The organism is Streptomyces sp. col6, from assembly GCF_008042035.1.
In the GTDB taxonomy this organism is placed as follows: domain Bacteria; phylum Actinomycetota; class Actinomycetes; order Streptomycetales; family Streptomycetaceae; genus Streptomyces.
This window is the reverse complement of record NZ_RDBL01000006.1, coordinates 1621370-1643359: the sequence shown is the minus strand read 5'-3', so window position 1 is coordinate 1643359 and position 21990 is coordinate 1621370. Positions and strand designations below refer to the sequence as shown.

Below are 21990 nucleotides of genomic sequence, written 5' to 3'. Positions count from 1 at the left end.
AGGTACGGAAAGGAACCCTCACGATGGGCACGCAGGCGGAGAAGGACGAGCTGTACGCACGCGACATCTCCGGGGTGGAGTGGACGAGTGCGCCCGGGACCGAGCAGGACGAGGAGCGCGTCGAGATCGCGCACCTTCCCGGCGGTGGGGTGGCCATGCGGTCCTCGTTGGACCCGGACACCGTGCTCAGGTACACGGAGGCTGAGTGGCATGCCTTCGTCCTGGGTGCCAGGGACGGCGAGTTCGACCTGAACTAGTGGGGGCCGGGGTACGCGTGGGGCACGTTCGGGTGAACGTGCCCCTTCGTGTGTCCGGCCCTCCCGGCCCGGCTCAGTAGGCCTCGGTGAACAGGCGTGAGGAGCGCAGGTCCGTGGCCCGGTAGTGGTCCTTGCCGGTCTCGATGAGCCTCGCGACCTCTTCCAGCCGGCCCCTCATGTGGTCCGCCTTGTTCCGGTACTTGTGCTGGAGGGTCACGTACTCGGCGTGTGCCTGGCCGTCCCAGGTGTCGGTGACGACCTTGAGCGCGCCGTCCATCTCCTCCAGGTCCCGGCAGATGTTCCGCGAGACCGCGCGGATGCGGTTGGCGACCTCCTGGACGCTCTCGTACCTGACCTTGGTGTGCGGGTCGTGCCCCATCGGGTTTCCTCTGGTCGTGTGGGGGTACGGCGTCCGGTTCAGACGCCGTTGAGGGCGGAGGAGCCGCCCGCGGAGGCCGGTTCCCGTACCGCCTTGAAGGCCGCGCGGACCTCCTCGTCGTTGGCGTTGCTGAGGTTGCGGGTGCCGTCCACGGCGTGCAGCAGTACGCCGAGCAGGCGGCGGATCTCGTCGTGGTCCTCGTTGACGACTAGCTGGGCGGAGGTGAATCCGGAGGCGCCGGCACCGGTCCAGCCGGCCCCGACCGTCGCGAGGACGTCGGCCAGCTCCCGGGCCTGGCGCGACACCGCCTCGGCGGTGTGGACGATCTTGTTCCTGGCCTGGACGACCGGATCGTCGGCAAGCGCGAATCCACTGGCGGGGCTTGTCATATGGGGTCCTCTCGCTGGGCCGTTCAGGCGGCTCAGGCTAGTCAGTCCGGCGCCCCGCCCCGGCCACCGCGGAGGCGCCGCGCGGGCTCGCCGAGCGGGCCCGCCGGGGTTCTCCGGCTCACCTCGTACGACGTCCGCGCAGGTCCCGGGCGACGGCCGCCGCGCCCGCCACCGCACCGGTCAGCAGGAGCGTGAGGGCCATGGCCCAGGCGGCGTAGCGCCGGTCGCGCTCCTCCCGGGTATCCGCCGCGGACAGGGGCGCCGGGTCGGGTGCCCGGACGCCGGCGGGCGGCGTGTCGGGGTGCGGGGCGTCCTGCGGGGCGTCGTCCCCGGAGAGTGCGCGGACCGGGTCGACTACACCCCATCCGACGAAGTCGTCACGGCCGTTGACGGAGCGTTCCGCGGTCTGTTCGATACGGGCGGCGATCTGCCGGGCCGTCCAGCGCGGGTACCTGGCGCGCATCAGTGCGGCGACCGCGCTGACGTACGGGGCGGAGAAGCTCGTTCCGCTGTCGGCGCAGTGACCGCGTCCGGGAACGGTGGAGACGATGTCGACGCCCGGCGCGGCGACGTCGACGAAGCTCCCGGGCCGGGAGAAGGGGGCGCGTTCGTTGTCACGGCCGGACGCGCCGACGGCGAGGACGCCGTCGAAGGCGGCGGGATAGGTGGGCGTGCGGGTGCCGTCCGCGCCGTCGTTGCCGGCGGAGGCGACGACCACGATGTCCCGGCGGACGGCCTCGGCGACCGCGCGGGCCAGGACCGAGCCGGGGCTCTGCGGCCGGGTGGTCTCCTGGGAGATGTTGATGACCTGGGCGCCCCGGGCGACGGCGTGGAGGATCGCCGCGGCCATCGACGCGTCGGTGCCGCTGTCCCGCGTGTCGTTCTGGCGGACGGGGAGGACGGTCGCCCCGGGGGCGAGCCCGACGAAGCCGGTCCCTTCGCGGGGGCGGGCGGCGATGATGCCGGCGACCTCGGTGCCGTGGCCCACCGCGTCGTCGGTGCCGTCACCGCCGCCCAGTGTGTCGGCGCCGGCGGAGGCGTCGACCGCGCCGGCGAGCTGCGGATGGGTGTTGTCCACCCCGGTGTCGATGACGGCGACGCGGACGCCTTCGCCCCGGGTGTCGTGCCACAGCTCGTCCAGGAGCACACGCTGCAACGGCCAGGGGCGGCCCTCGAACTGCCGCTTCGCCGGGAAGGCGCACCCGCCTCCGTCCGGACCGGTGGCCCCGCGTGCCGGCTGGGCGGAGGCCAGGGCAGTGAACACGGCAAGGGCCGCGCCCAGCCTCTTCGTCGTCCGGTACGTCATGGGGCCTCGTTCTCCTCGGCCGTCAGGAACCCTGCGGGCGGCGCGCGCCGCTGGTGTCGAGGCGTGGGCCCCGGGGAAGGAACTCCGACCACGCGGCCGGTACGAGGGCGGGTCGCACCCGGCCGTAGCCGAGCCGGATCTGCGCCTCGTTGCCCTGCGCCAACCCTCCGTGGGGCCGGTCGTCGGGCGCGAGGCGGCTGGTTTCGCCGTCGCCGTTCCCCTGAACCGCGTACCTCAATCCGGTGTCCGTCACCAGGAAGAGTGATCCGTCGGGCCTGGTCTGCCTGCCTCGCACCTGGGTGTACAGGAGCCCACTGCCGGGGGTCACGTACGTGCTCGTGCCGCCCGCGCCGACGGACGCGGGGTACGCGGTGCCCGCCCAGGTGCTCAGGGTGGTGCGGCCCTCGCCGTCGGTCCCGCGCAGTACGGAGCAGACCGTGTTCCGGCGGGTGCTGTCGACCCGGACGGCCCGGTGCGCGGGCCAGTGCGCGGCCTGGCCCGCGAAGGGCGCGGGGTCGGGCACGAAGTCCTGGAGGCCGGCGGGGTACGCCGCGCCGGCCTGGTCGAGGGCGGCGGTCTGCGGGGAGTTGATGAGCAGCCAGGCGGTGAACTCCGAGACCCGCTGGACCCGTCCGCCGAGCACCACGTGGTAGGCGGTGCCCGCGCCGGTCCTGGTCCGCAGCACCGCGCCGATCCGGTTCTGGCGCGCGGACAGGTGGCCCTCGACGCGGGCCGGGGCGCCGGCCCGCCCGGGGACCACGGGGAAGGCGACCGGGCTGCCCGTGTGCAGGGTTGCGAGCCAGTCGCCGGTGACGGGTCTCGGCGGGGCGCCGCCGACCAGGGCGTCGGTGAGGTGTCCTCGGTCGGCGGACCGTTCGTCGACGCGGTATTTGGTGCCCCGGGCGTCGACGAGGTACCGGGTGCCGCGTGGATCCCGCACGTAGAGCACCTGGCCACCGGTGAGCCGGTCCGGGCCCTCGGTCAGCCGGTGGTCGCGGGCGGCGAGGACGAAGCCGGCCTTCTCCACATCGGCCTCCTCGCCGCCTCCTTGCCGTACGCAGACGGCCCACCGCTTGGCGGTGCCCGCGTCCTCCTTGCCGGGGAGCCGGTCGGGGGCGTACGGAATGCCCAGCACCGGGCCGCGTGGCGGCTTGCCCGCGTCGAGGACGTCGTCGGCGACCTGAACGACGCCGTAGCTGTCCGGGGCGAGCAGCAGCCGGGCCGACGCGAGGTTCAGCACCGGGTGCAGCCGGGTACGGCGATGGGTGCCCCGGCCGGTGGTGAGGACCACGTAGCGGGTGGTGGAGGTCTTGCCGACGACGACGTTGACGCCGGGGCGGTCCCAGTCCTTCGGCGCGGCCGGACGGAACATGCCGTAGGCCCCGAAGCCCGCGAGGAGCAGAGCGCCGGTGAGGACGCCCGGCAGCACGGCGCGCAGCGGGCGCGGGGCGCCCTCGTCGGAGCCGGAGGCCGAGGGCTGGAGGAAGGCGGCCAGCGTGCGCCTCTTCGCAAATGTGTACGCGTTCAGCTCGTCCCGTCGGGTCGCCATGCCCCGGCCCGCCTTCCCTGTCCGCCCGTGCCGCACACCGACGGCCGCTCGCCCCGCGTACCCCCGGCGGGGCTTCCCTCTGTCGGCGACCACTATGCCTCCTGCGCCTGGCTGTTGGCCGGGGACAGGTACGCTGAGCGGTCCCGCCGGAGGCCCCGGCGGGGCGGCAGCGGCACGGGGCGGGTCCGGGCGGACGGGGGCAGGGCACGATGGCGGCCAGGGGTGGAGCGCGACTGAACCGACGCGCGGGACCGATCGGAACTTTTCGATTGCAACAGCTGGTGCTGTTCGAAATCGCGGGCGCCGTCCTGCTGTGCGCCTGGGTCGCCGGACCGGTCCTGCTCGGCCCTGCGGGGATGACGGCCGCGGCGCTCGTGGTGCTCGCCGTCGTACGCAGGCGCCGCCGTTCGCTCCCGGCGTGGCTGGGTACGGTCGTCGCGATGCGGATGCGTACCCGCAGGGCCGCCGCGCAGCCGCCGGCGACGGCCGGAGATCCCGGCTCTCCGGTCGCCCCGTTGACCGAGTGCGCACCGGCCCTGCGCACCTGCTCGTTCACCCACCGGGACCGGCGGCCGGCCGGCATGGTCGGCGACGGCAGGCACCTCACGGTGGTCCTCCGTGTCGACGCGGCGGACGCGGTGCTGCGGGCGGAGCGGACCGTACGGCCGTTGCCGCCCGCGCTCGTGCGGGAGGTGATGGACGTCGACGGCATCCGGTTGGAGTCGGCACGCATCGTGCAGCACACCCGGCCCGCCCCCGCCGCGCATCTCGCCGCCGACTCCGCCGCCGCGCTCAACTACGCACCGCTGCAGGCGCGTACCGGGTCACCGGCGGTACGCCTCACCTGGATCACGCTGACGCTCGACCCGGAACTCTGCCCGCAGGCCGTACGGGCCCGTGGCGGTGGCCTCACCGGGGCGCAGCGGTGTCTCCTGCGGGTGGCCGAGCAGTTGTCCGGCCGGCTGTCCGGAGCGGGGTTCGGTGCGACGGTGCTGACGGAGCGGGAGCTCGGCTCGGCGCTCGCCGCCTCGGCCTGTGCGGACACCACGGCAACGGCCGGTGCCGGCGGTTCCGCGCCGACGGTCCGCCGCACCCGGGAGACCTCACGGACCTGGAGCTGCGACGGGCGGTGGCACACCGCGTACTGGGTGCGCCGCTGGCCGCGCTCCGGCAGCGCGCCGATGCCCCGGCTCGTCGCGCTGCTCACCTCGGTCCCCGCGCTGGCCACGACGTTCAGCCTCACGCTGGCGCGCGGCGACCGGCAGGAGGTCTGCGCCGCCGGGCACCTGCGGATCAGCGCGCGCAGTGGTGAGGAACTTCGCACCGCGCGCGGGGAATTGGAGCGCGTCGCGCGCGGAGTACGGGTGTCGCTCGTGCGGCTCGACCGCGAGCAGCTGCCCGGGGTGCTCGCCACGCTGCCGCTCGGCGGGGCCCACTGATGGCGGCGGCCGGGCGCGTGCGGGGCCGGCTGGGGTTCGGGCCGGTCGGGCCGCGCGGGCGGCGCTACACCATCGGGCCCGAGCAACTGTCGTCGCTGGCCCTGCCGGTGGGCGACGACGGAGTGGTGATCGGCGTGGACGAGGAGGGCTTCCCCGCCGTACTCGGCCTCAACCGGCCGTCCCCGTACGACATCGTGCTCGTCGGCGGGTTGTGGACGGCCCAGGTGTTCGCCCTGCGGGCGGTGGCGACGGGTGCCCGGGTGGTGGTGGAGACGGGGCGGGCGCATGCCTGGAGGAATGTGGCGCGGGCCGCCGGCGGCAGCGCGTGTGTGGCGCTGCACGAGGTCGGCCGCGTGCGACCGCACGGCGCCTCGGCGGCCTCGCCGGTCGTCGTGGTCCGCGACTGCGGCATGCGGCCCCCGCACGGGCGGGCCGTGTCCGGGCCCTGGCAGTCGGTGCTGACGCTGCTGCCGTATCTGGGCCCGGCGGCGCCCGGACTGCTGGGCGAGGCGTCGCTGGTGGGCGTCCAGCGTGTGTCGCCCGAGGAGGCGGAGCAGGTCGCGCACCTCATGCGTCTGCCGGCCGGCATGGTCCGCACGCTGCCCGCTCTGGACGACGGGGCCACCCTCTGGTGCACGCGGCGGGAGAGCCGGCTGGTGACGACCCGGGCGACCGATGTCGAGTCGGGACTGCTGGGCGCCGCACGCCGGATGGACTGACGGCCCGGCGCCCGGGAGACCGGCCCGGTCCGGGGCCCGCGTGAGCGGTGCTGAGCGATACCGGGGCGAGACAGTCGCAAACCCCCGTCCAGTTGTGCTCCTTTGACCGCTTTGGGGGCCATTCCTTGCCGTACTCGGCCCACTTGGGTGCAGTACGTGACGTACGGGACAGCATTCGCGATGCCGTACGGCCTGCCGTGGCGCCCCTCATGGCGATTAGGCTGGGCCCGGACGCGGCAGAAGAACCTGCGGGCAGGCCAGGTGCGTCCCAGGGGGAGAGCCGGGCGGTTCGCGTTACGGGAACGCCCCCACCCACCACGGCACAAGGGTGCTCGACCACACCAGGAGGCAAAGTGAACGGCGATCGGGACGAGATGCGCGGGGGCTGGGACAAGCCCGTCGACGAGTCGTCCGACGCGGAGCCCGCCGACGCGACGGGTGAGTTCACCATCGACTACACCCCGCCCGCCTGGTACACGCAGAACGCGCCGGGCGACTCCTCGGGTGGCGCGGGCGCGCCGCTGGCACCGCCCCCGCCGCCCAGCGGTGAGCCGGTGCCGCTGCCCCCGCCGGTGACGCACCGGGGCTTCGACCCCGACTGGGCACCGGCCCCGCCGGAGCCCGCCGACAGCGGCGACCTGGAGAGCGGCGCGACCATGCGGTTCTCGGCCGCCGCGCTGAAGCGGGAGATCGCGGAGCGGGAGGCGGCCGACGGCGGCGCGCCCTCCACCTCCGAGGGCGAGGGTGACGACTCCCCCGCCGCCGGTTCCGTTTCGGACGACGCGGTGACGGGTACGCCGGGCGCGGACGACCGGGACGACGTCCCGGGCAAGGTCTTCGGCTTCGAGCCGGAGGAGGAGGCGGAGGGGACCCCGGAGCCTGCCGACGCGCTCGCGGAAGGCTCCTCGGAGCGGGTGGACGTGGAGGACGAGGACGACGAGGCGGGCCTCGCGCCCGCCGCCGCGTCCTCGAAGCCGTATGCCCCGGCGCCGTACAGCCCCAAGCCGTACCCGTCCGAACCGGTCGACGCCGTTCCGTCCGACACGGCCCCCGCCGAGGCGGTGTCGCTCGGCAGCGCCGCGACGGACTCCGCGGAGGAGGGCTCGTCCGAAGCCGGGTTCTCGGACGCCGGGTTCTCCGACGCCGGAACTTCCGAGACAGGCTTCCCGGAAACCTCCGCCTCCGTGGCGGGCTTCCCGGCGGCCGCCGTCTCCGAGGCCGACTCCACGGAGACGGACAACGACGCACCGGACAACGACGAACCGGTCGACGACTCAGCGTTCGACAACGCACCGGCCGTCAACGACTCAGCCTTCGACGACGAACCGTCCGACGCCGCGCCTTCCAACCTCGCACCATCCGACGCCGAGCCTTCCGACCTCGCACCGTCCGACGCCGAGCCGTACGACCCCGCACCGTCCGACGCCCAGCCGTCCGAGCCCGCGCTCTCCGACGCCCCGCCGTCCAGCCCCGCGCCCTCCGACGCCTTCCCCGACGCGGCGCCCAGTGACGTACCGGCCGACAGCGCGCCGCAGGACGTGTCACCCTCTCCCTGGGCGGCGGCCCCGGCGCAGGGCGGTCTGCCCCCGCTGCCGCCCGCCTTCCAGCCGGCGGCCCCCCAGCCGGCGGCGCCCCAGCCGCAGGCCCCGCAGCCCGAAGCCGCGCAGCCACCGGCCACCCAACCGCCGGCGCAGGGCGGCTACGGCTTCCCGCAGGCCGCGCAGCCGCCGGCCCAGGGTGCCCCGGACCCGGCGGCCGAGGGCGGTACCCCGAACCTCCCCGCGCAGGTCCAGCAGCAGCCGCAGGGCCGGCCCGTCGACCCGCGTGCGGGCAGCGCGTGGCCCACGCCGGTCACCCATGACCAGCGCGAGCGTTCGAACCCCGGCGCCCCGCTCGGGTACACCGCGGCGGTCGAGCTCACGTCCGACCGGCTGATCCGGGGCAAGCAGAAGACCCGGAGCAGCCGCGGCCCCTCCGCCGCATCGCGCTTCAAGCTGGGCGGCAAGAAGGAGGAGCAGGAGCGGCAGCGCAAGCTCGACCTCATCCGTACGCCGGTCCTCTCCTGCTACCGGATCGCGGTGATCAGCCTCAAGGGCGGGGTCGGCAAGACCACGACGACCGCCGCGCTCGGTGCGACCCTGGCCAGCGAGCGGCAGGACAAGATCCTCGCCATCGACGCCAACCCGGACGCCGGGACGCTGGGCCGCCGGGTGCGGCGCGAGACCGGGGCGACGATCCGCGACCTGGTCCACGCCATCCCGCACCTCAACTCGTACATGGACATCCGGCGGTTCACCTCGCAGGCGCCCTCCGGTCTGGAGATCATCGCCAACGACGTGGACCCGGCGGTTTCGACGACCTTCAACGACGAGGACTACCGGCGCGCGATCGACGTGCTCGGCAAGCAGTACCCGATCATCCTCACGGACTCGGGCACCGGTCTCCTCTACAGCGCCATGCGCGGCGTGCTGGACCTGGCGGATCAGCTGATCATCGTCTCGACGCCCTCGGTCGACGGCGCCTCCAGTGCCTCCACGACCCTGGACTGGCTGTCGGCACACGGGTACGCGGAGCTGGTGCAGCGGTCCCTCACCGTCATCTCCGGGGTGCGCGAGACCGGCAAGATGATCAACGTCGACGACATCGTCCAGCACTTCCGGACGCGCTGCCGCGGTGTGGTCGTCGTCCCGTTCGACGAGCACCTGTCGGCCGGTGCGGAGGTCGACCTCGACATGATGCGGCCGAAGACCCGGGAGGCGTACTTCACCCTCTCCGCCCTCGTCGCCGAGGATTTCGCGCGCGCTCAGCGGGAGCAGGGCCTGTGGACGTCCGACGGCAGCAGCCCGCCGCCGCAGTACGCCCCGCCGCTGCCGGGTCAGCAGCTTCCGGGACAGCAGATCCCCGGACAGCCGACGCCCGGTCAGCAGGCCGCCGGCCAGCAGCCGTACGCACCTCAGCAGCCCCAACAGCCGGGGCAGCCGCAGTACCCCGGTCAGCCGTACGCGCCCCAGCAGCCAGGTCAGCCGTACCCGCAGCAGCCGTACGGCGGCCAGCAGCAGCCCTACCCCGCGCAGCCGGCCCCCGGCGCCGGGCAGAGCTGGCAGCAGCAGCCGCCGCCCGCGCAGGCCCAGCAGCCCGCCGGCCGGCAGCCGTACGCGCAGCCCCAGCCCCACGCCGACCAGCCGGGCGGGCCAGGTCAGCCGGGTCAGCAAGGTCAGTCCGGACCGTCCGCGCACCCCGAGCTGCAGGGGCCGATACCGCCCACCGGATGGCAGCAGCAGCCGCCGTCAGCGCCTCAGCAGTAGGGCGTCAGAGGTCTGAACCAATGAGGGTCCGCATCGCCTCCGCGATGCGGACCCTTTTGGCATATCCGCAGACCACACGCCGTTTCGAGGACCGTTGACGCGGCTCGACCCCCGCTGATAGACCTTCGCATCACCAGCCGGCGAACCAGAGTTCAACCCGCCTTCTCCATGCGAGTCATGACGCGAGGTCCCAGACCATGGTCGTAAGAGTTCCACCATCCTCCGCCCAGCCACGCTCACGTCTGCGTGTGCTGCTGGCCTCCGGTGCCGCCGCACTCGCTCTCGCAGCCGGGTCGGTCGTACCGGGCATGCCCCTCGGGGCCGCGCCCCAGCAGGCGCAGGCCGCCGACAGTGGGGGCAAGACACTCACCGTCGCGGTCGCGCAGAGCGTCGACTCACTGAGCCCGTTCCTCGCCCAGAAGCTGCTGAGCACGAGCGTCTCGCGGCTCATGTACGACTTCCTGACGAACTACGACGCCAAGGACAACCACGCCATCCCGGGCCTCGCCACCAAGTGGGAGCCGTCCGCCGACAAGCTGACGTGGACGTACACCATTCGGGCCGATTCCAAGTGGTCCGACGGGCAGCAGGCGACGGCCGAGGACGCCGCCTGGACGTTCAACAAGATCATGGACGACGAGGCCGCGGCCCAGGCCAACGGCAGCTTCGTCACCAACTTCAAGAAGGTGACGGCCCCCAGCCCCACCAAGCTCGTCATCGAGCTCAAGGAGCCGCAGGCCACCATGGCCGCGCTCGACGTGCCGATCGTGCCCAAGCACGTGTGGGAGAAGGTCGGGGACTTCTCGAAGTTCAACAACGACACGAAGTTCCCCATCGTCGGCAACGGACCGTTCATCCTGACGGACTACAAGGTCGACCAGTACGTGAAGCTCAAGGCCAACAAGGACTTCTGGCGCGGCGCGCCGAAGTTCGACGAGCTGGTCTTCAAGACGTACAAGGACCAGGACGCCGCCGTCGCCGCCCTGCGCAAGGGTGAGGTCTCCTTCGTCGCCGGTTCGCCCGCGCTGACGCCCGCTCAGGCGAACTCGCTCAAGGGCGACAAGAACATCAAGGTCAACGAGGGTCCGGGCCGTCGCTTCTTCGCGCTGGCCACCAACCCGGGCGCGCAGACCAAGGACGGCAAGAAGTTCGGCAACGGCAACAAGGCGCTGCTGGACCAGAAGGTCCGTCAGGCGCTGTTCCTGTCGATCGACCGCGAGACGATCATCGACAAGGTCTTCCAGGGCCACGCCGTCGAGGGCAAGGGCTACATCCCGCCGCGCTTCTCCGCGTACGCGTGGGAGCCGTCCGCCGACCAGGCCATGAAGTACGACCCCGACAAGGCGGCGCAGCTGCTGGACCAGGCGGGGTACAAGCTCAAGGGCGACCAGCGCGTCGGCAAGGACGGCAAGCCGCTCGACCTGCGCATCCTGTGCCACGCCACGGACCCGAACGACAAGGCGATCGGCAAGTACCTGAAGGAATGGTGGGGCAAGCTCGGGGTCGGGCTGAAGGTCGACTGCCTCGACGACGTCTCCGTGCCCTGGTACGCCGGTGAGTACGACCTCGCCTTCGACGGCTGGTCGGTCAACCCGGACCCGGACTTCGTCCTGGGCATCCACACCTGCGCGGCCCTGCCGACGAAGGCCAAGGCCAGCGCGGCCACGGACAACTTCATCTGCGACAAGACGTACGACGAGCTGTACAAGAAGCAGCTCGCCGAGTACGACCCCGCCAAGCGGGCCGAGATCGTCGGGCAGATGCAGTCGTGGCTGTACGACTCCGGGTACATGAACGTGATCGCGTACCCGAACGCGGTCGAGGCGTACCGCACCGACCAGATCAAGTCGATCACGACCATGCCCGAGGCGGCCGGCAACATCTACGGCCAGGACGGCTACTGGAGCTGGTGGTCGGCCGTGCCGGCGAGCGGCAGCGGCGACTCGGACGGTGGCGGCTCCGGCTCCTCCACCGGTGTGATCATCGGCGTCGTCGTCGCGGTCGTGGTCCTCGCAGGTGGCGGGTTCCTGATCTCGCGGCGCCGCCGCACCACCGCGGACGATCGCGAGTAGGTTCTCGAACGGGATGAGAGGAACCGGCCGGCGCGGGTGCGGTACGAGGCCCGCGCCGGCCGGTTCTTCCAGGAACGACACGAGTAACGAGAGTTCCCCATGACAGCTGACAGCACTCCGGCGCTCGTGCAACAGGCGGACGCGGCCAAGGACGGCCCTCCGGCCGGCCCCTCGGCCGCACGCGGTCCACGGGCGCGCAACACCAAGGCCTATCTGAAGTACGTGGCCGCCAAGATCGCGGGCGCCGTCGTCTCGCTGTTCGCGGTTCTGGTCACCAGCTTCTTCCTCTTCCGGCTCATTCCGAGCGACCCGGTCAAGCAGATGACCGGCGGCCGGCGCGTATCGGCCGAACAGCTGGATTCGATGCGCCATCAGTTCGGGCTCGACCAGCCGATGTGGCAGCAGTTCACCAGCTACATCGGGGACGCGCTCACCGGCGACTTCGGCGCGTCCTACGCGTACCACGCACCGGTCATGGACAAGATCGTCGAGAAACTGCCGGCCACGCTGCTGCTCACCGGCACCGCCTATGTCCTCTACAGCCTCATCGGCATCTGGCTCGGCACCCGCACCGCCTGGCGCAACGGCTCGGCGAGCGACCGGTTCAACACCGCGCTCGCGCTCACGCTCTACTCGGTGCCCTCGTTCTGGCTCGGGCTGCTCCTGATCATCGTCTTCTCGGTGGGCGTCGGCCCGATCCCCGGGATGTTCCCGACGGGCGGGATGACGTCGGGCGACACGAGCGGCTTCGACTACGTGATCGACGTGGCGCACCACATGGTGCTGCCGGTCATCACCCTGGTGGCGGTCGGCTACGCGCAGACCCTGCTGGTGATGCGGTCCTCGCTGCTGGACGAGATGGGCAGCGACTATCTGACGACGGCCCGCGCCAAGGGGCTGCGGGACGACGTGGTGCGCCGCAAGCACGCCGTGCCCAACGCGATGCTGCCCACGTTCACCCTGATGTTCGTCAACCTGGGCCATGTGGTGGCGGGGCAGATCCTGGTGGAGACCGTGTTCTCCTGGCCGGGTCTCGGCTCGCTCTTCTACCAGGGCCTGAGCACCCCCGACCTGCCGCTCGTCCAGGGGCTGTTCTTCGTCTTCGCCACCGCGGTGATCCTGGCGAACACCCTTGCCGATGTGCTGTATCCGCTGCTCGATCCCCGGGTGGGCCGATGACCACGACCGATTCCATGCCCACGCCGGCCCCGGCGCCGGCCCCGCCCGAGCCGGTCAGGAGCGCCCGCGCCCTGGCACGGGCCCGCAAACGCCAGTCCGTGGCCCGCTTCTGGCGGGAGTACCGCACGCACAGGGGCGGGATGTGGGGCCTGGCCGGCCTGGTGCTGATCGCGCTGGTCGCCCTCGCGGCGCCCCAGCTCGTCGGCGCCGACTCGCAGAGTGTCACCGAGGCGCCCGGCGGCGCGCTGGAGTCGCCGAGCGGCGAGTTCCCGCTCGGCACCGACCAGTTCGGGCGCAGCGTGCTCGCGCTGCTGGTGTGGGGCGCGCGCGTCTCGCTGACCGTGGGGCTGCTCGCGGCGTTCCTGTGCGTCGCCATCGGCACGATCGTCGGGATCGTCGCGGGCCACTTCCGCGGCTGGTACTCGACCGTGCTGATGCGGGTGACCGACTGGTTCCTGGTGATGCCGACGCTGGTACTGGCCGTCGCCCTCGCCTCGGTGATGGACCGGTCGCTGTGGACCATCGTCATCGCGATCGGCGTCACGACCTGGCCCACCACCGCCCGCCTGGTGCGGGCGCAGACCCTCGCCGTGGAGTCCCGCCCGTACATCGAGCGCGCCCGCGCGCTGGGCGGCGGCCACGGCCACATCATGCTGCGGCACGTCCTGCCGAACGTGATGCCGCTGGTGCTCGCGCAGACCACGCTGGCCATCTCCGGCGCGATCCTGAGCGAGGCCACGCTGGCCTTCCTCGGCCTCGGCGACCCGACCATCACCTCCTGGGGCAGCATGCTCCAGGACGCGCGCGCCGCGGGGGCGGTGAGCGCCGGTGACTGGTGGTACCTGGCCCCGCCCGGCATCGCCATCGCCCTGGTCGCGCTCGCGTTCACTCTGTGCGGCCGTGCCATCGAGTCCGTCCTCAATCCCAAGCTGGGGGTGGCCCGTTGAGCACGACGAGCATCCGCAAGACGCCTCTGCTGGAGGTACGCGACCTGACGGTGACGTACGCCGGCGGCGCCCGGGCCGTCCGCGGCGTCGACCTGGAGGTGGAGGCCGGGCGCAAGCTCGGCATCGCCGGGGAGTCCGGCTGCGGCAAGTCCACGCTGGCGCTGGCCCTGCTGCGGCTGCTGCCCGCGGGCACGAAGGTGACCGGCGAGATCCTGCTGAACGGCGAGGACGTCCTCGCGATGAAGTGGGGCCAGGTCAGGGCCGTCCGCTGGGCGGGCGCTTCGATCGTCTTCCAGGGCGCGATGCACTCGCTGAACGCGGTGCACCGCATCGGCGACCAGATCGCCGAGCCGATCCTGCTGCACAAGAAGGTCACCCAGGCCGCTGCGCGCAAGCGGGCCGGTGAGCTGCTGGAGCAGGTGGGGCTGCCCGCCGCCCGGGTGGACGCCTATCCGCACGAGCTGTCCGGCGGGCAGCGGCAGCGCGTGATGATCGCGATGGCGCTCGCCTGCGACCCCGGTCTGATCATCGCCGACGAGCCGACGACGGCCCTGGACGTGATGATCCAGGCCCAGATCCTGCGGCTGATCGAGCAGTTGGTCTCCGAACAGGACCTCGGCCTGATCATGATCAGCCACGACCTCGCGGTGCTCTCCGACACCTGCGACCGGCTCGCCGTGATGTACGCGGGCCGGGTCGTCGAGGAGGGCCCCGCGTCCGAGGTCTACGAGAACGCGCACCACCCGTACAGCAGGGCGCTGTCCGGCGCCTTCCCCCGCATCGGGGACCCGGCTTCCCGGTTCGCGCCGCGCGGGCTGCCCGGCGACCCGCCCGACCCGTCGGCGCTGCCGGCCGGCTGCACCTTCCACCCGCGCTGCGCGGTGGCCCTGGACTCCTGCTCCACGCTGGACCAGGAACTGCGGGACGCGGGGCCGGGCCGGCAGGCCGCGTGTGTGCTGGTGGGTCCGGAGGGGGCGGCGGCGCCGGTCCTGCCGGGCGCAGAGGAAGCAAGGAGCACGACATGACGACCACCTCCGTGGACCTCCTCAGCGCGCAGGGGCTCCGGATCACCTTCCCCGGCCGGCACGGGGCCGAGCCGGCCCGCGCGGTGGACGGGGTCGATCTGGACATCCGGCCCGGCGAGATCGTCGCTCTCGTCGGCGAGTCGGGATGCGGCAAGACGACGCTGGCCCGCTCGCTGCTGGGCCTGGTCCCGCCGACGGCCGGCCAGGTCACGTTCGACGGGAAGCCGCTCGACTACGGGAGCCGGGCGCTCAAGGCGTACCGCAAGCGGGTGCAGCTTGTCCTCCAGGACCCCAGCGGCTCGCTGAACCCGCGCCACACGGTGTACGACGCGGTGGCCGAGGGCCTGCGCATCCACGGATACGCGGGCGACGAGCGGCAGGCGGTGCACGACGCGCTGTCCCGGGCCGGTCTGCGGCCCCCGGAGCGGTTCTTCCTGCGCTACCCGCACGAGCTGTCCGGTGGTCAGCGCCAGCGCGTCGTGATCGCCGGGGCGCTGGTCCTGGAGCCGGAGCTGATCGTGGCGGACGAGCCGGTGGCCTCGCTGGACGCGTCGGTGCGCGGCGAGATCCTGGCGCTGCTGCTGCGGCTGCGCGAGGAGCTGGGGCTCTCCGCGCTGGTCGTCACGCATGATCTCGGTCTGGCGTGGAACATCGCGGACCGGGTCGCGGTGATGTACCTGGGCCGCATCGTGGAGACGGGCGACGTCGAGCAGATCCTCACGGCCCCGCGCCACCCGTACACCCAGGCGCTGCTGTCGGTGCTGCCGGAGGCGGAGGGCGATGCGGTGGTCCTCACCGGTGAGCCGCCGGACCCGTCCAAGGTGCCGTCCGGCTGCCGCTTCCACGCGCGCTGCCAGGTGCTGGCCTCGGGCGAGGCGGAACGGGCGGGCGTCGCGGACGCGTGCCGTACGCAGGACCTGCCGGTGCTGGCGGGCGGCGGGGAAACGCAGGTGGCGTGCCACTGGGCCACCGCGAAGGTGACCGCGCCCGCTTCCTGACGGGCGTACGGACATCCCGGCCGGTTGAGGGCCGTACGGGTTTCCCGGCCGCACCGGCCGGGAAACCCCGCGCGGTCAGCCGCGCTCGGCCGCCTCGACCAGCTCACTGCACCGCTTCACGTCGGCGGCCATCGCCACGAGCAGGTCGTCGATCGTGTCGAACTTCAGCATCCCGCGCACGTACGCCAGGAAGTCCACGGCGACGTGCAGGCCGTACAGGTCGAGGCCGACGCGGTCGATCGCGTACGCCTCCACCGTGCGCTCGGTGCCGTCGAACTGGGGGTTGGTGCCGACCGAGATCGCGGCGGGCATCGCCTCGCCGTTCGCGTGCAGCCAGCCCGCGTAGACGCCGTCGGCGGGGATCGCGGTGTGCGGGAGGGTTTCCACGTTGGCGGTGGGGAAGCCCAGCTCGCGGCCGCGCTGGGCGCCCCGGACGACGACGCCCTCGACGCGGTGCGGGCGGCCCAGGATCTCGGCGGCCCCGGCCATGTCCCCCTCGGCGACCAGGCGCCGGGTGAGCGTGGAGGAGAACGGCTCACCGCCGCCCGCCTCGCCGCGCACCCGCAGGTCGATGACCTCGACCCGGTAGTCGTGCTCGGCGCCCAGCTCGGTCAGCAGCTCGACGTTCCCCGCTGCCTTGTGGCCGAAACGGAAGTTGGGGCCCTCGATGACCAGCTGGGCGTGCAGCTTGTCGACGAGCACCTTCGCGATGAAGTCGGCCGGTGCCAGCCGCGAGAACTCCGTGGTGAAGGGCAGGATCAGCATCGCGTCGACGCCCAGCTCCGCCATCAGCTCCGCGCGCCGGTGGTGCGGGGCGAGCAGCGGCGGGTGGCTGCCGGGCCGGACGACCTCGCTGGGGTGCGGGTCGAAGGTCACGACGACCGACGGCACGCCCAGCTCGCGTGCCCGCTCGACGGCACGGCCGATGATCAGCTGGTGTCCGCGGTGCACTCCGTCGTACGAGCCGATGGTGACGACGCTGCGCCCCCAGTCCTGGGGGATGTCCTCCAAGCCTCGCCAGCGCTGCACTCTGACCGCTCCTCGCCCGAACCTGTGTACGTGGGTATGTCGCTTACGCAGGTCTAAGACTGCCATGCTCACGCCCTGCGGCCCGCATCGGCATGGGCATCGCGCTCCGCAGGGCCTCGACCGTCCGCCGCGCGCTGGGCCCGACGACGGCCGCCCACTCCTGGGGGGCGTCGGCCAGCCAGCCCGCGACCAGGGCTGCGAAGCCGGGGGCCTCGCGGACGAGCGCGACCAGCCGCCGGTCGAACAGCGCGGCCCCTTCGGGGGTACGCACGAGGAGCATCCCGGTCCGGTGCACCAGCGCCCTGGTGCGCACCGGTGACCGCCCGGCGCATCCGGCCGCCGCGGACCGCAGCAGCGCCTCCAGCACCACCGGGTCCGGGGCGCCCCCGCCCTGCTCGAACTCCAGCAGCACTTCCAGCAGCTCGTCCCGGGCGGGCTGGGAGGCGGGGCTGCCGGGCGACGCCAGTACCGCGGCCAGCGAGCCCCGGACCGGCGGGGCCGCCGGGCGGTCCCGGAGCAGTCCGGTCAGCAGCGGCAGCAGCAGGGCGCGCGCGGCGGGCCCGTGCTCCAGCCTGCGGTCGAGATACGCGGCGATGTGCGCCGTGTCCTCCGGGTGGCCGTCGGCGTAGGCGCGTACGAGTCCGGCGGCGTGCAGGGCCAGCTCGGGCGCGTCGATCCCCGCCAGCGCGCGCAGCACCTCGCCCGCTCCCTGGTCCGGGCGCCCGAGCCGGTCCCGGTAGGCCAGCACCACGATCTCCGGGTGCGTGGGCAGGGCCGCGGCGAGCGCGGCGGCCGGCACCCGCACGTCCTGCGGCCCGCCGGCGGTGAACGCCCGGACGGCCTGCGGGAGATAGCGGTCCCGGGTGCGCGGGTCGCCCACGAGCAGGGCGAGGGCCGTCCCGTGCAGCTCGCTGTCGGCCGGGCGGGCCAGCAGGGCGAGCGCGGCCCTGCGAAGCCGGTCGCGGTCGGCGTCGAAAGTCAGCCGGGGGGCGACGAGCGCCGCGCAGGAGGCGGCGGCCACCCGCCGGCCGCGCCGTTCCTCGTCACCGGCCCACCGCTCGACGGTCCGGCAGAGCGCGGCGGGCTCGTCCCCGGCCAGCGCGGCGAGCAGTTCATCGGCGCGGGGGTGCCCGGCCGAGACGAGCGCGTCGGCCAGATCGTCGACGGCGAGGTCCCGGCGGGCGTACAGCAGGGCCTGCGCGGCGGCGGCGACGGTCGGGCGGTCCGCCGTCCCGTCCGGGCCGGCGGCGAGCGGGCGCTCGTCGGTGAACCAGGCGCACAGGAGGGGCATGAGCGTCCGCGGACGGTCGGCGAGCCGCCGGGCGACGGCGTCCAGGAACCGCCCGTCGTCGCCGTTCGCGGTGCCGGGCGGCCCGTCGGCGGGGGCGAGCCGCCGGAACAGGTCCATCCGGTCGGCCTCGGGCAGCCGCAGCCCCCGCCAGAACCAGGGCCCGAACCCGGCGTACGCCCCGCGCGCTCCGCCCGCGCCCGCATCGGCCGCACTCCGCACGACCCGTCCGGCGAGCAGCCGGAGCACGCCGAGGTACGGCCGGGCGTCGGGCACCCGCAGCAGCGTCTCGGCGAGCAGGCGCGCGGCCCACCAGCGGGCATCGGGGAGCGGGGCGCGAGCGGGCGCGAGCGGTGCTCCCCCGGCGCCTGCGTCGGCCGGCCCGCCGACGGAGCCCACCGGATCACCCGTGCCGTCGGCCGCCTCCACCGGCCCGCCGCCCGCCACGTCCACCGGCCCGCCGCCCGTCGTGGCGCCCCCGGTGACCTCCGGCAGCCGGTCCAGCGCCTCGATCAGGTCGGCCATTCGGTGGGCCAGCGCGGCCGCGCCCTGGCGGCGGGCCAGCAGGAGCAGGGCCTGGATCACCGGGCCGATCCGGTGCCGGGGCACGGGAAGGCTGCGGGGGCCCGCCGGACGGGGCGCCTCACCCGGCGCCACCTGCCCGCCCCGGCGGGGGTGCGGCACCCGGTCGTCGTCCTCCGCCGGCTCCGTGTGCCACCGGTGCACCAGCGCCCGCAGCGCGGCGTCCAGATCAAGGTGCGTGCTCTGGATCCAGTCCCCCACCTCCTCGTGCGCGAAGCGGTAGCCGGCGCCGGCCGGGACGAGGAGCCCCTCGGTGAGCACCGCCGGGGCCCAGCCCGTGCGCCAGGGGAAGAGCTGCTCGAAGGAGGCGCGGTCCAGCTCGCCCTGTCCGGGGCCGAGGCAGCGCCGGGCCGCCTCGTGTACCTGCCCCGCCGCCCGGGCGGCCAGGCGCCGCACCGCCGGGCCGCCGGGACGGCTTCCGGCGGCGATACGCACGGCGACGCGCAGGCACATCAGGTCGAGGTGGGCGGCGAAGACCTCCTCCGTAGAGGGGCGCCCCGGTGTGTCCGGCGGCAGGGCCCCGCGTACCTCCGCGAGCAGCCGGAGCGTGAGCGGGTGGCGGTCGTGGCCCGCGGCGAGGACGTCGGGCGGCAGGCCGAGCCGTTCCCGGGCGCGCTCCGCCTGGCTCGCGGTGAAGTCGGTGACGCGGACGGCCGGGGGAAGCCGCCGGGCGGGCCTGGCGGGCCGGTGCAGCGACCCGGGCGGGCAGAGGGAACCGGCCGTCTCCCAGTGCTCGGGCCGGCAGCCGACGACGAGCCGGGCGCCGTTCCCGCGCAGCCAGCGGGCCGTGCCCGTGGTCCAGGCGGCCAGGCGGTGGGCCAGGACGGGCGGCATCTCCTCCGGGGCGTCCAGCAGGACGAGCAGGGGCACTCCGGTGTCCGCGGCCAGCCGGGCGACCCGCTCGGGGGTGGCGCTCGCCATGGCGCCGGGGGCCCCGGCGGCGCTGACGATGCGCCCGGCCTGCTGGAGCGTGCGCCCGACGGCGTCCGCGACGGAGGTGTCGTCGGCGAGGAGGTCGGCGCCGCGCAGCCACACCGTGGGCGCGGGTACGGGGCCCGTCGCCCGGCGCCCGGCGATGGCGGCGAGTTCCGTGGTGCGGCCGGTGCCCGGCTCGCCGACGAGGCCCAGGATCACGGCCGGCGCCTCCGGGCCCGCGGTGGCGAACGCCTCGGACTCGGTACGGATGTCGGGCCGCTCGACCGTCTCGTGGCGGTCTTCGGGGCCGCCGGCCGAGCCCACGGACATGGCGGTGAGCTGGAGGGCCCCGGCGAGGTTGAGATCGGCTCCGTAGCCGGGGACGGTCGCGGCGTTGCGCCGCAGCAGCTCGCCCAGCGGCCCGTCGTCCGGCGCACCGGCGAGCGGTGTGGCGCAGCCGGCGGTGGCGTGGGAGGCCCGCAGGGCGAGCCCGAGGACGGCGATGACCGCCCCGCTGTCCGGATCGAGGACGGGCCCGCCCACCGCGGTCCCGCCCAGCCGGAGCGCGTCGCTGCCGTCGGTGCCGAGCGCCAGTTCCAGCGCCCGGTCGATGCGGTGGGTGCGGCCGCGGCTGGTGTACGTCACCGGCGTACGGCCCAGGATCCGCGCCTCGCGCAGACCGTGCGCGGCGACCGTCACATACGTACCGGGGTCGATGCGCTCCCGCGCGCAGACCGGCAGCGGCCGGACGCCGAGGGTGTCGGGTCCGCCGGTGGGCAGGAGGGCGAGGTCCCGCTCCGGTACGGCGGTGATGTCGGCGGCCTCGACCCGGCGGCTGCGGCCGTCCGTGCCGTGCAGCAGGAGGTACGGGAGACCGTCGACGGCCTCGTGGCTGGTGAGGACCGTCCCCCGGTCGTCGGCGACGAAGCCGGTCCCTCGCGGCCGGCCGGCCGGATCGCACAGTCGTACCAGCGTCGCCCGGTCCCCGCATCCCATGATCCGACGGTAGGCCGACGAAGATCCCCGCGCGGACCACTCCGGGCGAAAGCGCCCCCGTCACCCCCCTGATTCACTCCGAGCGCCTGCCCGTTGGGGTGAATCCGGGGTGTTCGGTGGACAGGAACCGGTGGGGGAACGTGGAGCGGGCACAGGGGCTCTGCCCGCTCCACGACAGGGGGTCCGCAGGGGGTGGTCAGCCGAAGACGGCGAGGCTCTTGGCCTTGCCCTTCTGCTCCTCGACGAGCACCAGGAACCGGCCGTCCGGGCCGAAGGCGGCGACCGGCCCCGGCGGGTAGGCGGGCATGTCCAGCCGTACGCCGTTCAGCAGCAGCCCGGCCCTGCGCTCGTCGACGTCCCAGCGGGGGAACGCGGAGGCGGCGGCCTCGGCCACCGGCATCACGGTCAGCTCCTCCTGGTGCTGGTCCAGCGTCCGTGCGGCGTCGATCCCGTACGGCCCGACGCGGGTACGCCGCAGCGCGGTCAGATGACCGCCCACACCGAGCCCGGCACCGAGATCGCGGGCGATGGCCCGGATGTACGTACCGGACGAGCAGACCACCGAGACGATCAGGTCGAGCACCGGGGTGCCGTCCTCGGCCACGGCCTCGCGGACGTCGTAGACGCGGAAGGACGAGACGGTCACCGGCCGGGCCGGGATCTCGAACTCCTCGCCGCCGCGCACCCGCGCGTAGGACCGCTTGCCGTCGATCTTGATGGCGCTGACCTTGGAGGGCACCTGCATGATGTCGCCGGTGAGTGCGGCGACTCCGGCGTCGATCGCCTCGCGTGTCACACCGGACGCGTCGGCGGACGAGGTGATCTCGCCCTCCGCGTCGTCCGTGACCGTGTTCTGGCCGAGCCGGATCGTGCCGAGGTACTCCTTCTCGGTCAGCGCGAGGTGGCCGAGGAGCTTGGTGGCCTTCTCGACGCCGAGCACGAGCACCCCGGTCGCCATCGGGTCCAGCGTGCCGGCGTGACCGACGCGGCGGGTCCGGGCGATGCCGCGCATCTTGGCGACGACGTCGTGCGAAGTGAAGCCGGACGGCTTGTCGACAATGACCAAGCCGCCCTCCCGTCGCCCGCCACCACCCTTGCCCGGGGTCGCTGCGCTCCCGCCCCCTTCCTGAGGCGTCCTGTTCTGCGTCATTCGGAGGCTGCGTCCTCGTCGGTCTCGTCCTCCGGCTTGCGGTACGGGTCCGCCCCGCCGGCGTACGTGGCGCCCGAGGACGCCTCGCGCACCTTGGCGTCCGAGGCCCGTGCCCGGTCGAGCAGGTCCTCGATGGCGCGGGCGTTCTCCGGGAGCGCGTCCGCCACGAAGGTGAGCGTCGGGGTGAACTTCGTCCCCGCCGCCGAGCCGACCGCGGACCGCAGGATGCCCTTGGCGCTCTGCAGGCCGGCCGCCGCGCTCGCCCGGTCCTCGTCGTCCCCGTAGACCGTGTAGAAGACCGTGGCCTCCCGCAGGTCACCGGTGACCCGGACGTCCGTGATGGTCACGTGCGTCCCGAGGCGCGGGTCCTTGATGCCGCGCTGCAGTTTCCCGGCGACCACCTCCTGGATGAGGTCCGCCAGCTTCTTAGCCCGCGCGTTGTCGGCCACTGGTCCGTCTCCTTCTC

17 protein-coding genes are annotated in these 21990 nt (G+C 73.8%); 9 read left to right on the top strand and 8 right to left on the bottom strand.

Features of this window, described 5'->3' with window-relative positions:
* Nucleotides 1–23 precede the first annotated feature (23 nt).
* Nucleotides 24–257: a DUF397 domain-containing protein gene (locus EAO73_RS11365; RefSeq protein ID WP_147971244.1), complete on the top strand. Its 234-nt coding sequence runs from the start codon at nucleotides 24–26 to the stop codon at nucleotides 255–257.
* 73 nt (nucleotides 258–330) lie between these two features.
* Here the strand turns inward: EAO73_RS11365 and EAO73_RS11360 are convergent, their stop codons facing one another.
* From EAO73_RS11360 to eccB, 4 genes are all read right to left on the bottom strand, one after another.
* Nucleotides 331–636 carry a WXG100 family type VII secretion target gene (locus EAO73_RS11360; protein ID WP_147971243.1) on the bottom strand — a complete coding sequence of 102 codons (306 nt, stop codon included), beginning with the start codon at nucleotides 634–636 and terminating at the stop codon, nucleotides 331–333.
* Nucleotides 637–674: 38 nt separating this feature from the next.
* Nucleotides 675–1025, bottom strand: coding sequence for a hypothetical protein (locus tag EAO73_RS11355; protein ID WP_147971242.1), 351 nt, complete (start codon nucleotides 1023–1025; stop codon nucleotides 675–677).
* 118 nt (nucleotides 1026–1143) lie between these two features.
* Complete coding sequence (mycP, locus tag EAO73_RS11350; RefSeq protein ID WP_147971241.1) at nucleotides 1144–2331, bottom strand: type VII secretion-associated serine protease mycosin; 1188 nt, start codon at nucleotides 2329–2331, stop codon at nucleotides 1144–1146.
* A 22-nt stretch (nucleotides 2332–2353) separates the two neighbouring features.
* Nucleotides 2354–3880, bottom strand: a complete 1527-nt coding sequence (gene eccB, locus EAO73_RS11345) for a type VII secretion protein EccB (RefSeq protein ID WP_147971240.1) — start codon at nucleotides 3878–3880, stop codon at nucleotides 2354–2356.
* 269 nt (nucleotides 3881–4149) lie between these two features.
* Between eccB and eccE the strand changes: the two genes are divergently transcribed.
* The 8 genes from eccE to EAO73_RS11305 all read left to right on the top strand — a co-directional run bounded on the left by eccE (nucleotide 4150) and on the right by EAO73_RS11305 (nucleotide 15564).
* Entirely contained in the window at nucleotides 4150–5319 is a 1170-nt protein-coding gene (gene eccE, locus EAO73_RS11340) for a type VII secretion protein EccE (protein ID WP_147971239.1), read from the top strand.
* Nucleotides 5319–6038, top strand: a complete 720-nt coding sequence (locus tag EAO73_RS11335) for a hypothetical protein (protein WP_147971238.1) — start codon at nucleotides 5319–5321, stop codon at nucleotides 6036–6038. Before eccE ends, EAO73_RS11335 begins: the two co-directional genes overlap by 1 nt.
* A 353-nt stretch (nucleotides 6039–6391) precedes the next feature.
* Complete coding sequence (locus tag EAO73_RS11330) at nucleotides 6392–9343, top strand: SCO5717 family growth-regulating ATPase (protein WP_147971237.1); 2952 nt, start codon at nucleotides 6392–6394, stop codon at nucleotides 9341–9343.
* 197 nt (nucleotides 9344–9540) lie between these two features.
* Nucleotides 9541–11415, top strand: coding sequence for an ABC transporter substrate-binding protein (locus EAO73_RS11325; protein ID WP_147971236.1), 1875 nt, complete (start codon nucleotides 9541–9543; stop codon nucleotides 11413–11415).
* A 99-nt stretch (nucleotides 11416–11514) separates the two neighbouring features.
* A complete protein-coding gene (locus tag EAO73_RS11320) occupies nucleotides 11515–12594 on the top strand; it encodes an ABC transporter permease (RefSeq protein WP_147971235.1) in 1080 nt (359 codons plus the stop codon).
* On the top strand, nucleotides 12591–13541 hold the full coding sequence (locus EAO73_RS11315) for an ABC transporter permease (protein WP_147971234.1): 951 nt from the start codon (nucleotides 12591–12593) through the stop codon (nucleotides 13539–13541). Before EAO73_RS11320 ends, EAO73_RS11315 begins: the two co-directional genes overlap by 4 nt.
* Entirely contained in the window at nucleotides 13538–14566 is a 1029-nt protein-coding gene (locus EAO73_RS11310; protein ID WP_147971233.1) for an ABC transporter ATP-binding protein, read from the top strand. The genes EAO73_RS11315 and EAO73_RS11310 overlap by 4 nt, the downstream gene beginning before the upstream one ends.
* On the top strand, nucleotides 14563–15564 hold the full coding sequence (locus EAO73_RS11305) for an ABC transporter ATP-binding protein (protein WP_147971232.1): 1002 nt from the start codon (nucleotides 14563–14565) through the stop codon (nucleotides 15562–15564). Before EAO73_RS11310 ends, EAO73_RS11305 begins: the two co-directional genes overlap by 4 nt.
* A gap of 75 nt (nucleotides 15565–15639) precedes the next feature.
* On the opposite strand, the gene EAO73_RS11300 is transcribed toward EAO73_RS11305, so the two are convergent.
* The 4 genes from EAO73_RS11300 to rbfA form a co-directional block, all read right to left on the bottom strand.
* Nucleotides 15640–16593, bottom strand: coding sequence for a bifunctional riboflavin kinase/FAD synthetase (locus tag EAO73_RS11300; protein WP_147971231.1), 954 nt, complete (start codon nucleotides 16591–16593; stop codon nucleotides 15640–15642).
* A gap of 43 nt (nucleotides 16594–16636) precedes the next feature.
* Nucleotides 16637–20374 carry a S1 family peptidase gene (locus EAO73_RS11295; RefSeq protein ID WP_147971230.1) on the bottom strand — a complete coding sequence of 1246 codons (3738 nt, stop codon included), beginning with the start codon at nucleotides 20372–20374 and terminating at the stop codon, nucleotides 16637–16639.
* Between the two features lie 196 nt (nucleotides 20375–20570).
* Nucleotides 20571–21524 carry a tRNA pseudouridine(55) synthase TruB gene (truB, locus tag EAO73_RS11290; RefSeq protein WP_224756234.1) on the bottom strand — a complete coding sequence of 318 codons (954 nt, stop codon included), beginning with the start codon at nucleotides 21522–21524 and terminating at the stop codon, nucleotides 20571–20573.
* On the bottom strand, nucleotides 21521–21973 hold the full coding sequence (gene rbfA / locus EAO73_RS11285) for a 30S ribosome-binding factor RbfA (protein ID WP_147971228.1): 453 nt from the start codon (nucleotides 21971–21973) through the stop codon (nucleotides 21521–21523). The genes truB and rbfA overlap by 4 nt, the downstream gene beginning before the upstream one ends.
* Nucleotides 21974–21990 lie beyond the last annotated feature (17 nt).

Excerpts from the sequence above, each read along its gene's own strand:
- EAO73_RS11320 (WP_147971235.1), top strand. The coding sequence starts at position 11,515 with ATGACAGCTGACAGCACTCCGGCGCTCGTGCAACAGGCGGACGCGGCC.
- eccB (WP_147971240.1), bottom strand. The coding sequence starts at position 3,880 with ATGGCGACCCGACGGGACGAGCTGAACGCGTACACATTTGCGAAGAGG.
- truB (WP_224756234.1), bottom strand. The coding sequence starts at position 21,524 with ATGACGCAGAACAGGACGCCTCAGGAAGGGGGCGGGAGCGCAGCGACC.
- EAO73_RS11365 (WP_147971244.1), top strand. The coding sequence starts at position 24 with ATGGGCACGCAGGCGGAGAAGGACGAGCTGTACGCACGCGACATCTCC.
- mycP (WP_147971241.1), bottom strand. The coding sequence starts at position 2,331 with ATGACGTACCGGACGACGAAGAGGCTGGGCGCGGCCCTTGCCGTGTTC.
- EAO73_RS11355 (WP_147971242.1), bottom strand. The coding sequence starts at position 1,025 with ATGACAAGCCCCGCCAGTGGATTCGCGCTTGCCGACGATCCGGTCGTC.
- EAO73_RS11305 (WP_147971232.1), top strand. The coding sequence starts at position 14,563 with ATGACGACCACCTCCGTGGACCTCCTCAGCGCGCAGGGGCTCCGGATC.
- EAO73_RS11315 (WP_147971234.1), top strand. The coding sequence starts at position 12,591 with ATGACCACGACCGATTCCATGCCCACGCCGGCCCCGGCGCCGGCCCCG.
- EAO73_RS11335 (WP_147971238.1), top strand. The coding sequence starts at position 5,319 with ATGGCGGCGGCCGGGCGCGTGCGGGGCCGGCTGGGGTTCGGGCCGGTC.
- EAO73_RS11295 (WP_147971230.1), bottom strand. The coding sequence starts at position 20,374 with ATGGGATGCGGGGACCGGGCGACGCTGGTACGACTGTGCGATCCGGCC.
- EAO73_RS11360 (WP_147971243.1), bottom strand. The coding sequence starts at position 636 with ATGGGGCACGACCCGCACACCAAGGTCAGGTACGAGAGCGTCCAGGAG.
- EAO73_RS11325 (WP_147971236.1), top strand. The coding sequence starts at position 9,541 with ATGGTCGTAAGAGTTCCACCATCCTCCGCCCAGCCACGCTCACGTCTG.